The sequence below is a fragment of the Pseudomonas sp. 13B_2.1_Bac1 genome, assembly GCF_025466155.1.
In the GTDB taxonomy this organism is placed as follows: domain Bacteria; phylum Pseudomonadota; class Gammaproteobacteria; order Pseudomonadales; family Pseudomonadaceae; genus Aquipseudomonas; species Aquipseudomonas aylmerensis.
On the sequence record NZ_JANLOH010000012.1, the window covers coordinates 20,017 to 34,883 of the forward strand.

The 14,867-nt window shown below is 62.7% G+C and carries 10 protein-coding genes; 4 read left to right on the plus strand and 6 right to left on the minus strand.

What is annotated here, in order from left to right; translation table 11 throughout:
• The first annotated feature begins 948 nt into the window (after positions 1–948).
• Complete coding sequence (locus tag NTD80_RS02875; RefSeq protein WP_065904285.1) at positions 949–3,036, plus strand: LTA synthase family protein; 2,088 nt, start codon at positions 949–951, stop codon at positions 3,034–3,036.
• Positions 3,037–3,108: 72 nt separating this feature from the next.
• Here NTD80_RS02875 and NTD80_RS02880 read toward each other — a convergent pair whose 3' ends face one another.
• On the minus strand, positions 3,109–3,261 hold the full coding sequence (locus NTD80_RS02880; protein WP_015885095.1) for a DUF3309 family protein: 153 nt from the start codon (positions 3,259–3,261) through the stop codon (positions 3,109–3,111).
• Between the two features lie 328 nt (positions 3,262–3,589).
• On the opposite strand from NTD80_RS02880, the gene NTD80_RS02885 reads away from it, so the two are divergent.
• Positions 3,590–4,411: an SDR family oxidoreductase gene (locus NTD80_RS02885; protein ID WP_065904286.1), complete on the plus strand. Its 822-nt coding sequence runs from the start codon at positions 3,590–3,592 to the stop codon at positions 4,409–4,411.
• Positions 4,412–4,575: 164 nt separating this feature from the next.
• Positions 4,576–4,779, plus strand: a complete 204-nt coding sequence (csrA, locus tag NTD80_RS02890) for a carbon storage regulator CsrA (protein WP_262132073.1) — start codon at positions 4,576–4,578, stop codon at positions 4,777–4,779.
• Positions 4,780–4,789: 10 nt separating this feature from the next.
• Here csrA and NTD80_RS02895 read toward each other — a convergent pair whose 3' ends face one another.
• From NTD80_RS02895 to mnmC, 5 genes are all read right to left on the minus strand, one after another.
• The gene (locus NTD80_RS02895; protein ID WP_003192759.1) at positions 4,790–5,017 is read right to left on the minus strand and encodes a YheU family protein; all 228 of its coding nucleotides are present in this window, start codon (positions 5,015–5,017) and stop codon (positions 4,790–4,792) included.
• Positions 5,018–5,077: 60 nt separating this feature from the next.
• Positions 5,078–6,262: an osmoprotectant NAGGN system M42 family peptidase gene (locus NTD80_RS02900; protein WP_262132074.1), complete on the minus strand. Its 1,185-nt coding sequence runs from the start codon at positions 6,260–6,262 to the stop codon at positions 5,078–5,080.
• A gap of 507 nt (positions 6,263–6,769) precedes the next feature.
• Positions 6,770–8,518 carry an N-acetylglutaminylglutamine synthetase gene (gene ngg / locus NTD80_RS02905; RefSeq protein WP_262132075.1) on the minus strand — a complete coding sequence of 583 codons (1,749 nt, stop codon included), beginning with the start codon at positions 8,516–8,518 and terminating at the stop codon, positions 6,770–6,772.
• A gap of 3 nt (positions 8,519–8,521) precedes the next feature.
• Positions 8,522–10,294: an N-acetylglutaminylglutamine amidotransferase gene (locus tag NTD80_RS02910; protein WP_065904293.1), complete on the minus strand. Its 1,773-nt coding sequence runs from the start codon at positions 10,292–10,294 to the stop codon at positions 8,522–8,524.
• A 636-nt stretch (positions 10,295–10,930) separates the two neighbouring features.
• Complete coding sequence (gene mnmC / locus NTD80_RS02915) at positions 10,931–12,928, minus strand: bifunctional tRNA (5-methylaminomethyl-2-thiouridine)(34)-methyltransferase MnmD/FAD-dependent 5-carboxymethylaminomethyl-2-thiouridine(34) oxidoreductase MnmC (protein ID WP_262132078.1); 1,998 nt, start codon at positions 12,926–12,928, stop codon at positions 10,931–10,933.
• Between the two features lie 156 nt (positions 12,929–13,084).
• Between mnmC and pap the strand changes: the two genes are divergently transcribed.
• Positions 13,085–14,599, plus strand: coding sequence for a polyphosphate:AMP phosphotransferase (gene pap, locus NTD80_RS02920; protein ID WP_065904299.1), 1,515 nt, complete (start codon positions 13,085–13,087; stop codon positions 14,597–14,599).
• Positions 14,600–14,867 lie beyond the last annotated feature (268 nt).

Sequence of the window (14,867 nt, forward strand, 5' to 3'; positions counted from 1 at the left end):
CTCAAATGCCGGTGCAGCACCCCGAATCCCAGCCCGAACAGCGATCAAAACTGTGGGAGCGGGCTTGCTCGCGAAAGCGGTGGGTCAGTCGCTGGAGGAGGTGACTGATCTGGCGCCTTCGCGGGCAAGCCCGCTCCCACATTTGGGATGTATTTCAAGATTGGAACCGAGCTGTACCGTCCGCTCAACTGCCGGTGCAGCACCCCGAATCCCAAGCCCGAACAGCGATCAAGCCTGTGGGAGCGGGCTTACTCGCGAAAGCGGTGGGTCAGTCGCTGCAGAGGGTGGCTGATCTGGCGCCTTCGCGAGCAAGCCCGCTCCCACATTTGGGGTGTATTTCAAGGTTGGAACCGGGTAAGTACCGCCCGCTCATATGCCGCAGCACCCCGAATCCCAAGCCCGAACAGCGATCAAAACTGTGGGAGCGGGCTTGCTCGCGAAAGCGGTGGGTCAGTCGCTGGAGGAGGTGACTGATCTGGCGCCTTCGCGAGCAAGCCCGCTCCCACATTTGGGATGTATTTCAAGGTTGGATCCGAGTTGTGCCGTCCGCTCAAATGCCGCAGCACCCCGAATCCCAGCCCAAACAGCGATCAAAACTGTGGGAGCGGGCTTGCCCGCGAAAGCGGTGGGTCAGTCGCTGCAGAGGGTGATTGATCTGGCGCCTTCGCGAGCAAGCCCGCACATTTATGTTTCGAAATATTCTGCGCACACAATTTTCACATCCCATCCAAGACAATTCGCCCGCTCAAACCTCCCGGCCAAAGGCTCTATCTCAACTGCCATTAAAGGCGGGGCAGGGGTGCACTTTCAGTAATTAATAGCCTTGCCGGCTTTGATCGGGCACCATTTGCGCCACCGCGTTAACCGCCTACCCCAGCCAGCCTGGGCGAGGGACGGACGCCACTGCATTATTTCGCAACTTAAACTTCCAATGGGTCCTGAAACGACATGGCAAACCCGGACGCCCTGAGTCAGCAGCGAGCTTCTAATCGCCTGCTGCAACCGACCGTCAAATCCCATCTGGCTTACACGCTGCTCTGCGCATTGGTCATGATGGTGATGTTCTCGCTGCTGCGCCTGGCGCTGCTGGTGTACAACCGCGAGATGATCCTCGACACCCCGGCCTCGACCTTCCTCGAAGCCTTCGCCAACGGCCTGCGTCTGGACCTGCGCCTGGTGGTGTACCTGATCATCCCATTGCTGCTGGCGCTGTTCAGCGTACGGGCGATGGCGGCGCGTGGGTTCTTCCGTTTCTGGCTGACTGTAGCGTCCAGCATCGCGCTGTTCCTGGGCCTGATGGAAATGGACTTCTACCGCGAGTTCCACCAGCGCCTCAACGGCCTGGTCTTCCAGTATGTGAAGGAAGACCCGAAAACCGTGATGAGCATGCTCTGGTACGGTTTCCCGGTGGTGCGCTACCTGCTGGCATGGGCCGTGGGCACGTTGATCCTGAGCATCGCGTTCAAGGGCGCCGACCGTGCCACTCGCCCGCGCGGCCCGTTCAGCGGTGGCAGCATTGGCACGCGCCAGGTCGCACCGTGGTACAGCCGCATCGCGGTGTTCGTGGTCTGCCTGCTGATCGCCGTGGTCGCCGCACGTGGCACCCTGCGCCAGGGCCCGCCGCTGCGTTGGGGTGATGTCTACACCACCGAATCGAACTTCGCCAACCAACTGGGCCTCAATGGCACCTTGTCGCTGATCGCGGCTGCGAAGTCGCGCTTCTCCGAAGACCGCTCGAACATCTGGAAGGCGACCCTGGATCAGCCACTGGCGACCCAGACCGTGCGTGACATGCTGGTGTTGCCGCAGGAAAAACTGGTGGATGCCGACATCGCCGCCGTGCGCCGTGACTACACGCCACCGGCCGAGAAGACCCTGCCGATCAAGAACGTGGTCGTGATCCTGATGGAAAGCTTCGCCGGTCACTCGGTCGGCGCGCTGGGGCGTCCGGGCAACATCACGCCGTACTTCGACAAACTGTCCAAGGAAGGCCTGCTGTTCGACCGCTTCTTCTCCAACGGCACCCACACCCATCAGGGCATGTTCGCCACCATGGCGTGCTTCCCGAACCTGCCGGGCTTCGAATACCTGATGCAGACCCCGGAAGGCAGCCACAAGCTGTCGGGCCTGCCGCAGTTGCTCAGTGCGCGCAAGTTTGACGACGTGTATGTCTACAACGGCGACTTCGCCTGGGACAATCAGTCGGGTTTCTTCAGCAACCAGGGCATGACCAACTTCATCGGCCGCAATGACTTCGTCAACCCGGTGTTCTCCGACCCCACCTGGGGCGTGTCCGACCAGGACATGTTCAACCGTGGCCTGGAAGAGTTGAAAGCCCGCGAAGGCGGCAAGCCGTTCTACGCGCTGCTGCAAACCCTGTCCAACCACACCCCGTACGCATTGCCGACGCCGTTGCCGGTCGAGAAAGTCACTGACCGTGGCAGCCTCAACGAGCATTTGACGGCCATGCGTTACTCCGACTGGGCCCTGGGCCAGTTCTTCGAAAAGGCCCGCAAGGAGCCGTACTTCAAGGAAACCCTGTTCGTGATCGTCGGTGACCACGGTTTCGGCAACGAACAGCAAATCACCGAGATGGACCTGGGCCGCTTCAACGTGCCGATGCTGATGATTGCACCCGGCATGCAAGAGAAGTTCGGCGAGCGTGACCACACCGTGGGCACCCAGATCGACATCGTGCCGACCATCATGGGCCGTCTCGGTGGCGACACCCTGCACCAGTGCTGGGGCCGTGACCTGCTCAACCTGCCGGAAGGCGACAAGGGCTTCGGCGTGATCAAACCGTCCGGCAGCGACCAGACGGTAGCCTTGGTCACCGCCGACCGGATCCTGGTATTGCCCAAGGAAATGCCGCCGAAACTGTGGGAATACGAACTCGGCGCCAACCCAACCGGCAAAGTGATCCCTGAATCGCCGGACGAGGCTGCACTCAAGCAGCGACTCGAGTCGTTCCTGCAAACCGCCACCAAGAGCCTGCTGGATAACACCGCCGGCGTGGTGAATGGTAAGCCGGACTAACTAACCGGCAATAAAAAAGAGGCCTTTTTCAAGGCCTCTTTTTTTTGCATCTTTTTTAATACCGGGTGGCGGTTATATCCGACCCAGCAGCAACAGCACCAACAGCACCACCAGCACTACACCGAGGATACCCGACGGTCCGTAACCCCAGTTACGCGAGTGAGGGAACACTGGCAGACCGCCGACCAGCAACAGGATCAGGATAATGATCAGAATGAGGCTCATAGTTTTTTTCCTTATAGGCCTTCTGAAAAGACCGGTTATTTAACGAGAGGCCCGTCATTTAAATTCGGACGCCTTAACAACTCCGACTGCACCACGACAGAGAAAATTCCGTGTTTTTTTAAAGCATTTCGCACACCGGCTTATTTCTTTTAATGCGTTCGCAACTGCAGCTCATTAGTTGAAAAAGATTGAACTTAGGCTATACGCCGGCATCCGACCCGGCCTGCGGTTTGCCTGGGGCATTCATCAATCTGATGGTGCGTGGGTGCAGGAAAAACCTTCGCTACACTGCCGGTCACTTCTTCTGTGAACCACAAGGCTACTTCCTATGCAAAATCGCATGATGATCACTGGCGCCGGGTCCGGCCTGGGTCGTGAAATCGCTCTGCGCTGGGCCCGTGAGGGTTGGCAGTTGGCCTTGTCGGACGTCAGTGAGCCGGGCTTGCAGGAAACCCTCAGGCTGGTGCGAGAGGCCGGTGGCGAGGGTTTTATCCAGCGCTGCGACGTGCGCGACTACAGCCAGCTCACCGCGTTTGCCCAGGCCTGCGAGGTGAAGCTGGGCGGCATTGATGTGATCGTCAACAATGCGGGCGTGGCCTCGGGTGGGTTCTTCGCCGAGCTGTCGCTGGAGGATTGGGATTGGCAGATCGCGATCAACCTGATGGGGGTGGTCAAGGGCTGCAAGGCGTTTCTGCCGCTGCTGGAAAAGAGCAAGGGCCGCATTATCAACATCGCGTCGATGGCGGCGTTGATGCAGGGCCCGGCCATGAGCAACTACAACGTGGCCAAGGCCGGTGTGGTGGCCTTGTCGGAGAGCCTGCTGGTGGAGCTCAAGCAGCAAGAGGTCGGGGTGCACGTGGTGTGCCCGTCGTTCTTCCAGACCAACCTGTTGGATTCGTTCCGCGGACCGACCCCGGCAATGAAGGCGCAGGTGGGCAAGTTGCTCGAGAGTTCGCCGATCTCGGCAGCGGACATTGCCGACTACATCTACCAGCGGGTGGCGGCGGGCGAGTTCATGATCCTGCCCCATGAGCAGGGGCGGATGGCGTGGGCGTTGAAGCAGAAGAATCCGCAGTTGCTGTACGACGAGATGACAGTGATGGCCGACAAGATGCGCGCCAAGGCCCAGGGTCAAAGCGCCAAGGCTTGAACCCAGGCTGGCCGGTGAGGGTGCTGTCGAAGGCAATATTTCGTCAGGTCTGTCAGGCAAATTACCAACGTTTGTAGGTGCTGGCTGATTTGTTTGCAAGCCATTGATGGCGCCCATCCATGCGCGCATGGTCAAGGTCCTGAGACTCAAAAAGGACAACGACCATGCTGGTATTAAGCCGTACTGTCGGCGAAATCATCTCCATTGGCGACACCATCGCCGTGCACATCCTCGAGGTGAACGGTAACCAGGTGAAATTCGGGGTAGAGGCACCGACCGGGGTGCATGTTCATCGTGCCGAGGTCTATCAGAAAATCCTCGAGCGCCAAGGCGCTGCCACCCATCCGGTGCTGGTGCCCAATCCCTGAATAACCTCGGTCAGTCGAACAGATGCTTGGGCACATCGTGCTTGAGCATCAACTGGCACTGCTCGCTTTCCGGGTCGAACACGATCAATGCCTGGCCCTTGGTCAGCGCCTGGCGCACGCGCAATACACGGGTTTCCAGTGGCGTGTCGTCGCCATTGTCGGTGCCGTCACGGGTGACGAAATCTTCGATGAGGCGGGTCAGGGTGTCGACTTCAAGCGCGTCGTAGGGAATCAGCATACAAGCCTCACATAGAGAATCCCGGCGATGCTACTGCGCCGGGACTCCAGTTGCCAGTATTCAGGACTTGTTGCCCACCAGGCTGTCCACCGACGGCACGCGTGTATCGCTCTCCATCTGTGTTTCATGCTCGATCTGGTGACTGAACCGATCCAGTGAACCCTGGGCCGGCTGGGCGTCGCTGGCGAACACGGGCGGGCTGAGGATGTAAGAGCTCAACAGCCGGCTCAGGGCGGCGAGGCTGTCGATATGCGTGCGCTCGTAGCCATGGGTTGCATCGCAACCAAACGCCAGCAGCGCGGTGCGGATGTCGTGGCCGGCGGTCACGGCCGAGTGAGCATCACTGAAGTAGTAGCGGAACAGGTCGCGGCGCACCGGCAGTTCGTTGTCGGTTGCCAGTCGCAACAGGTGCCGCGACAGGTGATAGTCATACGGCCCGCCGGAATCCTGCATCGCCACGCTCACGGCATGCTCGCTGGAATGCTGGCCGGGGGCGACCGGGGCGATATCGATGCCGACAAACTCGCTCACGTCCCAGGGCAGGGCAGCCGCGGCGCCGCTGCCGGTTTCCTCGGTGATAGTGAACAGCGGATGGCAGTCGATCAGCAACGGCTCGCCGCTGTCGACGATGGCCTTGAGGGCCGCGAGCAGGGCGGCGACGCCGGCCTTGTCGTCCAGGTGACGCGCGCTGATATGCCCGCTCTCGGTGAACTCCGGCAGCGGGTCGAACGCCACATAGTCGCCAATGCTGATGCCCAGGGAATCGCAGTCGGCACGGGTCGCGCAGTAGGCGTCCAGGCGCAATTCAACGTGGTCCCAGCTCACTGGCATTTCATCCACGGCGGTGTTGAACGCATGCCCCGAGGCCATCAACGGCAGCACGCTGCCACGGATCACGCCGTTGTCGGTGAACAGGCTGACGCGGCTGCCTTCGGCAAAGCGGCTCGACCAGCAACCTACCGGCGCCAGGGTCAGGCGACCGTTGTCCTTGATCGCGCGCACGGCGGCGCCGATGGTGTCCAGGTGGGCGGAGACGGCGCGGTCTGGGCTGTTTTTCTGGCCTTTGAGGGTGGCGCGAATGGTGCCGCGCCGGGTCATTTCAAACGGAATGCCGAGCTCTTCCAGGCGCTCGGCGACGTAGCGCACGATGGTGTCGGTAAACCCGGTCGGGCTGGGAATGGCGAGCATTTCCAGCAAGACTTTTTGCAGGTAATTGAGGTCCGGTTCGGGGATGGTTCGAGTCATGAAAACTCCTCGTGAGGTGAGCGCGCTGTTGGAGCGAGCGGGCTTACTGTGGCAAGTGGGACCTGTTGTGGTAAGCAGGCGATGGGTGGCACTTATTGTTCGTGGCGAGCGGGCTGGTTGTGGTGACCGGGTTAATTGTGGTGAGCGGGCTTGTCCCGCGTTGGGCTGCGAAGCGGCCCCAAAACCTGCCAATCAGCTCTTGCTGGAAAAACGCGGCGCCTGGATGGGGGCTGCTTCGCAGCCCAACGCGGGGCAAGCCCGCTCGCCACAACAGCCCTGCTTGCCAAAACAGTTCTGCCTGTCATGACAGCCCTGCCTGCCACAACAGTTCTGCCTGTGATGACAGCCCTGCCTGCCACAACAGTTCTGCCTGTGATGACAGCCCTGCCTGCCACAACAGTTCTGCCTGCCACGGCAGCCCTGCTTGCCAAAACAGCGCTGCCTGCCAGACAAAGTCCGCTTGCCACCACGCACATGCTCACCACAACAGCCCGGCTCTCCACTGGGTTATTGAGCGTTCGGCTGGCTATGGGGAAACAACAAGTCCACAAACTTCTCCGCCGTCGGCTGCGGCTCATGGTTGGCCAGGCCGGCCCGTTCGTTGGCTTCGATAAATACATAGTCCGGTTGGTCGGCGGCGGGCACCATCAGGTCCAGGCCCACCATGGGGATGTCCAGGGCGCGGGCGGCGCGCACGGCGGCGTCGACCAGCGTGGGGTGCAGGATGGCGGTGACGTCTTCCAGGCAGCCGCCGGTGTGCAGGTTGGCGGTGCGGCGCACGGCCAGGGTCTGGCCCCGGGGTAGAATGCTGCTGTAGTCGTAGCCGGCCGCCTGCAGGGTGCGTTCGGTCTCGGCATCCACGGGGATTTTGCTTTCGCCGTCGGTGGCCGCCTGGCGCCGCCGACTCTGGGCTTCGATCAATGCCCCGATGGAATGCTGGCCGTCGCCGGTGACTTCGGCAGGGCGGCGGATCGCGGCGGCGACCACCTCGAAGCCGATCACCAGGATGCGCAGGTCGAGGCCCTGGTGGAAACTTTCGAGCAACACGCGGCTGTCGAACTGGCGCGCCGCTTCGATGGCCTGCTGCACCTCTTCAATGGTCTGCAGATCCACCGCGACGCCTTGGCCTTGCTCACCATCCAGCGGCTTGACCACGATGCGCTGGTGTTCGTCGAGGAACTCCAGGTTGTCATCGGCGCTGCCCGCAAGTTGCTGCGATGGCAGTTTCAATCCGGCAGCTTTCAACACCTTGTGGGTCAGGCTTTTGTCCTGGCACAGGGTCATGCTGATCGCGCTGGTCAGGTCGCTCAGCGACTCGCGGCAACGCACGCGGCGCCCGCCATGGCTCAGGGTGAACAGGCCGGCATCGGCGTCATCCACCTGCACATCGATGCCGCGCCGGTGCGCCTCTTCGACGATGATCCGCGCGTAGGGGTTGAACCCCGCCTGCGGACCCGGGCCGAGGAACAACGGCTGGTTGATGCCGTTCTTGCGCTTGATCGCAAAGGTGGTCAGCGCGCGAAAGCCGAGCTTGGCGTAGAGGTTCTTGGCCTGGCGGTTATCGTGCAGCACCGACAGGTCGAGGTAACTCAAGCCACGGCTCATGAAGTGCTCGACCAGGTGGCGCACCAATACTTCGCCGACGCCAGGACGCGTACAGTGCGGATCCACCGCCAGGCACCAGAGGCTGCAGCCGTTTTCCGGGTCGTGGAAGGCTTTCTGGTGATTGAGGCCCATCACGCTGCCGATCACCGCGCCGCTGTCTTCATCCTCGGCCAGCCAATACACCGGGCCACCTTGATGGCGCGGGGTCAGGCGCTCAGCGTCGACCGGCAACATGCCCCGCCCTTGATAGAGCTGGTTGACTGCCGCCCAGTCTGCCTCGGTCTGCACCCGGCGAATGCGGAAACCACGAAACACCCGGGTGGCCGGACGATAGTCGCTGAACCACAGGCGCAGGGTGTCGGAGGGGTCGAGAAACAACTGCTGCGGATCGATCCCGAGGATCTGCTGCGGCGCCGCCACGTACAGGGCGATGTCGCGTTCACCGGGCTGCTCGTTGAGCAGTTCCTCGGCCAGGCTCGCGGGGTCGGGAAAGGTATGGCCGATCAACAGCCGGCCCCAGCCGCAGTGCACGGCAATCGGCTCGGCGGCCAGCGGGCTGCCATCTTCGGCCAGTCGGGCTTGCAGGCGCTCGTAGGTTGGCGCCTGGCCCTTGAGCAAGCGTTGGCTGTAAGCCGCTGCATGGGGTTTCATCAATCAGATTCCTTGTTCGCTGAGCCACAGGTTCAGCGCCGCCAGTTGCCACAGCTTGGAGCCGCGCAGCGGGGTCAGTTGGCCTTGCGGATCGGTCAGCAGGCGGTCAAGCATGGCCGGATTGAACAGGCCACGGTCCTGGCTCGGGTCGAGCAGCAGCTCGCGCACCCAGTTGAGGGTGTCGCCTTGCAAATGCTTGAGGCCGGGGACCGGGAAGTAACCTTTCTTGCGGTCGATGACTTCGCTCGGGATCACTCGGCGCGCCGCTTCCTTCAACACTTGCTTGCCGCCGTCGGGCAGCTTGAATTTGCCGGGCACGCGGGCCGACAGTTCCACCAGGCGGTAGTCGAGGAACGGCGTACGCGCTTCCAGGCCCCAAGCCATGGTCATGTTGTCGACGCGTTTGACCGGGTCGTCCACCAGCATCACGGTGCTGTCCAGGCGCAACGCCTTGTCCACGGCCGCATCGGCACCGGGCATGGCGAAATGTTCGCGCACGAAGTCACCGGCGGCGTCGTTGGCGGTCAGCCATTTCGGCGCGACGGTGGCGGCGTAGTCGTCGTAGCTGCGGTCAAAGAATGCTTCGCGGTAGGCCGCATACGGATCGCTGGCGCCGTCGACCTGCGGGTACCAGTGGTAACCCGCGAACAGTTCGTCGGCACCCTGGCCGCTCTGCACCACCTTGCAATGCTTGGCCACTTCCCGCGACAGCAGGTAGAAGGCGATGCAGTCGTGGCTGACCATCGGCTCGCTCATGGCGCGGAAGGCCGCCGGCAATTGCTCGATGATCTCGCTTTCGGCGATGCGCAACTGATGGTGGCGCGTGCCGTAGTGCTTGGCGATCAGGTCCGAGTACTGGAATTCGTCGCCACGCTCGCCGCCGGCGTCTTCAAACCCGATGGAGAAGGTCGACAGGTCCTGCACGCCCACTTCACGCAGCAGGCCGACGAGCATGCTCGAGTCGACGCCGCCGGACAGCAGCACACCGACATCCACGGCGGCGCGTTGACGAATCGCCACGGCTTCGCGAGTGCTGTCGAGCACGCGGTCGGTCCAGTCTTCGAGGGTGAGGTTGCGCTCATCCTCGTGCGGGCCGTAGGGCAGGGTCCACCAGGTTTTCTGCTCGGTGGTGCCGTCGGCGTCGATGCGCATCCAGCTGGCCGGCGGCAGTTTTTCGATACCTGCCAGCAAGGTGCGCGGTGCAGGCACCACGGCGTGGAAGTTCAGGTAATGGTTGAGCGCCACCGGATCGAGGATCGGGTTGATATCGCCGCCCTTGAGCAGTGCAGGCAAGGCCGAGGCAAAGCGCAAACGCTGGCCGGTGCGCGACAGGTACAGCGGCTTGACGCCGAGACGGTCGCGGGCAATGAACAGGCGCTGGGCATCACGCTCCCAGATGGCGAATGCAAACATGCCATTGAGCTTGGGCAGCAGGGCTTCGCCCCAGGCGTGATAGCCCTTGAGCAGCACTTCGGTGTCGCCACCGGAATAGAAGGCGTAGCCGAGGGCTTCAAGCTCCTGGCGCAATTCCGGGAAGTTATAGATCGCACCGTTGAACGCCAGGGACAGGCCCAGTTGGGCGTCGACCATCGGTTGGGCGGAGCCGTCCGACAGGTCCATGATTTTCAGGCGTCGATGGCCCAGGGCAATCGGCCCTTGGGCATGGAAGCCCCACGCGTCAGGTCCGCGTGGCGCCAAGTGATGGGTGATTCGTTCCACCGCTGCCAGGTCGGCAGGTTGGTGATCGAAACGTAATTCTCCAGCTAATCCGCACATAGAGTCCTTACCGGTTTTTCCGTTGGGGAGGGATAGAAATGCACGCGCCAATACAGCGGGTACCTAGGGACTGACCCCACGCCCATGTGCGGAGTTTTAGATCAATAAGTTATATGGCAAACGGCCGCCCCTGCCTGCGGAGTGCCTCCCGGCCCGCGTGGCGTGGGCCAACGTGGCGGTAACCAGATCAGGCTCAGGTACAAAAACCAGGGCGCTCCAGTGCTTGAGCGCGCAACTATTTGAACCCTTTGGCGAGAAGGGTGGGCTTATCGTGTTGCGTCATTGTTCAACGCATTCAAGGAACGTTGTTAATGACGCAAACAGTTGATTTGAGCCAGGCCGTCGCGCCTGTGACTCAGGACGAAACGATGGCTGCGCTGCTGGAATCACCGGCGACCTGGACAAGGCGCAAGTGCTGTATGAGCAACTGCCGGCCTGGTTGGTCAAGGCTGATGCCTATGTGCTGCACGGCATCGGGCAGCGTGATGCCCTGGATGACGCCACCTAGCCTATCGATCAGATCAGTGACGACCGGCAACGGGCGGAGTCCGCCGAGCTTGAACGCCTGACCCAGGAGGCGTTGAGGCTGGATGACCTGGGTGGCTGTGCATTGCCAACGGTGCACTGAGCCTGCGCTCAGCGCGGATTTTTCACGGCGTTGCTGCGAATCAAGGCCCGCACCGCAAAGCGGTTCGGGTGGCAGGCCTCGGCCACACTGCGCGGCAGGGGCAGCGGCTCGTTGTCCAGCCAGGCTGCCAGTAGCTCGCCGGACAGCGGCGCGGTGATCAGGCCCCGCGAGCCGTGGCCGCTGTTGACGTACAGGCCGTCCAGCCACGGGCAGGCGGCCTGCGGGGCGTGGCGGGCGTCCTTGCGCAGCGCATCGTAGGCCAGGTCGAAGGCCTCGGGGTCGGCGAGCGGGCCGACAATCGGCAGGTAATCCGGGCTGGTGCAGCGAAATGCAGCGCGGCCTTCCAGGGCATCCGGGGCGAGGCTGGCCACCTGCAGGCGTCGGGCCAGGTCCGGGGAGATTTCCTCCAGCAGCTCGAGGTTGCCGGCATGCTCGGCAGCAGTGGGGGCGAGGTCATCGCTGTGGAAATCGAAGCTGGCCCCCAGTGTGTGTTCACCCAGGCGTGGCGGCGCCACATAACCTTCGGCGCACACCACCGTGGCCAAGGCCTGGCTGTCGGCGGTCTGGGGCAACCGGGTGATTTGCCCGCGAATACGCTTGAGGGGCAACGCGGCGCTGGCAGCAAAACGCTTGACCTCGGCGGCACCGGCCAGCACCACCACCGGGGCACTGGCGAGCAACTGCTCACCGTCCCAGGCCTGCCAATGGTCGTCGACTTTGCGCAGCTCCAGCACCTCGTGATGGGCCAGCACGTTGATCCCGGAGTGGCTTGCCTGCCACTGGCAGAGAGCGGGCGGGTGCACCCAGCCACCTTCGGGGAAAAACAGCCCGCCATGCTCCAGGCCAACCCCGGCGCGCACCTGGGCTTGATCCCGGTCCAGCAGGTGCAGCAAGTCCGGAGCGAACGCCGCGGCCAGTTGCGCCTGGCGTTCGGCCTCCTTGGCATTGAAGGCCAGTTGCAGCACGCCGCAGCCATCCCAGTCCACCCTCCTGTGCAGGTGTTCCAGCAGGCGCCGGGTATGCCCGAAGCCGCTGACAATCATCTGCGACAAGGCGGTGCCGTGGGCCGACAGCTTGAGGTACAGCACCCCTTGCGGATTGCCGGAGGCCTCCTGCGCCAGGGCCTCATTCCGCTCCAGCAGGCTGACCCGCCAACCGCGTGCGGCCAGGCTGGCGGCGCTGGCGCAACCGGCCAGGCCACCGCCGATCACCAGGGCGTGGCGCTCGCCATGGAGCGCGGGAGGGCGCGCGAACCAGGGTTTGACCGCAGCCGGCGCGGGCGTCTCGGCGGGCCAGCCGAGAAACTCACCGCGCAGGATTTCCCATTTATGACCAATGCCCGGCGTGCGCTTCATCTTGAAACCGGCGGCGTTGATCAGGCGCCGTACCCAGCCGGTGCTGGTGAAGGTGCTGATGGTCGAGCCGGGGGCTGCCAGGCGTGCCAGTTCGGCGAACAGCTCGGCGGTCCACATCTCGGGGTTTTTCGCCGGAGCGAAGCCGTCCAGGAACCACGCGTCGACCTGGGCGTCCAGTTGCGGCAATTGCTCCATGACATCGCCGATCAGCAGGGTCAGGGTCACCCGGCCGTTATCCAGCACCAGCTGCTGGAAGCCTGGATGGATGGCGATGTACTGGGCCAGCAGTTGCTCGGCGAAGGGCTGCAGTGGCGGCCAGAGGGCGAGGGCGCGCTGCAGGTCGGCGTGGCTCAGCGGGTACTTTTCCACGCTGACAAAATGCAGGCGCGCACCGGCCACGGCGTGCTGTTCGAACAACTGCCAGGCGCAGAGAAAATTCAAGCCGGTGCCGAAGCCGGTCTCGCCAATCACCAGCCGCCCGCCCACCGGCAGCGCCGCAAAGCGTTCCTGCAAGCGGTTCTGCTCGAGGAACACATAGCGGGTTTCTTCAAGGCCGGACTTATCGGAGAAGTACACGTCGTCAAACACCCGTGAGTGCGGGCGACCTTGGTCATCCCAGTCGAGCTGGGCGTTGGGCAATACGGGGGTCATGGGCGGCTCATCATCAACGAAGCAGGCAACGGCAAGGCGGCCATTCTAGCCGATCAACTACCAACGCATTGATCCATGGCAAGCGGCAGTGGAATTTCCTCCCGCGTGTCGTTGCCCAATCCGCTAGTCTTGCTGAATTCTGGAACGGAGCCGCCCATGTTCGAATCTGCCGAAATTGGTCACGCCATCGACAAAGACACCTACGACGCCGAAGTCCCGGCCCTGCGCGAAGCGTTGCTGGAGGTGCAGTACGAACTGCAGCAGCAAAAGCGTTTCCCGGTGATCATCCTGATCAACGGCATTGAAGGGGCCGGCAAGGGCGAGACGGTCAAACTGCTGAATGAATGGATGGACCCGCGCCTGATCGAGGTGCGCACCTTCGACCAGCAGACCGACGAAGAACTGGCCCGCCCACCGGCCTGGCGCTATTGGCGCCAATTGCCTGCCAAGGGCCGCATGGGCATCTTCTTCGGCAACTGGTACAGCCAGATGCTGCAGGGCCGGGTGCATGGCGAGATCAAGGACGCGCGGCTCGACCAGGCCATCGCCGGGGCCGAGCGCCTGGAGAAAATGCTCTGCGATGAAGGTGCGCTGATCTTCAAGTTCTGGTTCCACCTGTCCAAGAAGCAAATGAAAGCGCGCCTCAAGGCCCTGGCCGACGACCCGTTGCACAGCTGGCGCATCAGCCCGCTGGACTGGCAGCAGTCCGCGACTTACGACAAGTTCGTGCATTTTGGCGAGCGCATCCTGCGCCGCACCAGCCGCGACTACGCGCCGTGGCACGTGATCGAAGGCGTCGATGCGCACTACCGCAGCCTTACCGTGGGCAAGATCCTGCTCGAAAGCCTGCAAAATGCCCTGAAGCAGGCCAAGGGCAAGGCCAGCGGCATGAACCCGGCGCCGCTGCTGGCCTCGGTGGACCAGAAGAGTCTGCTCGACAGCCTCGACATGACGCTGAGCCTGGACAAGGACGATTACGAAGAACAGCTGATTACCGAGCAGGCCCGCTTCTCCGGCCTGATGCGTGACAAGCGCATGCGCAAGCACGCGCTGGTGACCGTATTTGAAGGCAATGACGCGGCGGGCAAGGGCGGCGCGATCCGGCGTGTCGCGGCGGCGCTGGACCCGCGTCAGTACCACATCGTGCCGATTGCCGCGCCGAGCGAGGACGAACGCGCCCAGCCTTACCTGTGGCGGTTCTGGCAGAAGATCCCGGCGCGCGGCATGTTCACTGTGTTCGACCGCTCGTGGTACGGCCGCGTGCTGGTGGAGCGCATCGAAGGCTTCTGCACCCCGGCCGACTGGATGCGTGCCTACGGCGAGATCAATGACTTTGAAGAGCAACTTCGTGATGCGGGGGTGATCGTGGTCAAGTTCTGGCTGGCGATCGACAAGCAAACCCAATTGGAACGCTTCCAGGCCCGCGAAGAAATCCCGTTCAAACGCTTCAAGATCACCGAAGACGACTGGCGCAACCGCGAAAAGTGGGACGACTACCGCGCCGCCGTCGGCGACATGGTCGACCGCACCAGCACCGAGGTCTCGCCCTGGACATTGGTGGAAGCCAATGACAAGCGCTGGGCGCGAGTAAAAGTGCTGCGCACCATCAACCGCGCGCTGGAAGAAGCATTCGAAAAAAGCGACAAGCACGACAAGAAGAAAAAGAAATAAGCGCGAGGCAGCCGGGTTGAGGTGGAGAGCTGGCTTGTGGTGGGCAACCAGCTTTTAGTGGAGAGCTGGTATTTAGTGGAGAGCCCGCTTTTAGTGGAGAGCCCGCTTGTGGTGGACAGTGGAGAGCCCGCTTTTTTGTGGTGAGCGGGCTTGCCCCGCGTTGGGCTGCGCAGCAGCCCCCAAAACCTGCCCACCTCCTCTGACTGAAGCACCGCACTGCCTGGAGCCGGGGCCGCTTCGCGCCCCAACGCAGGGCAAGCCTGCTCAC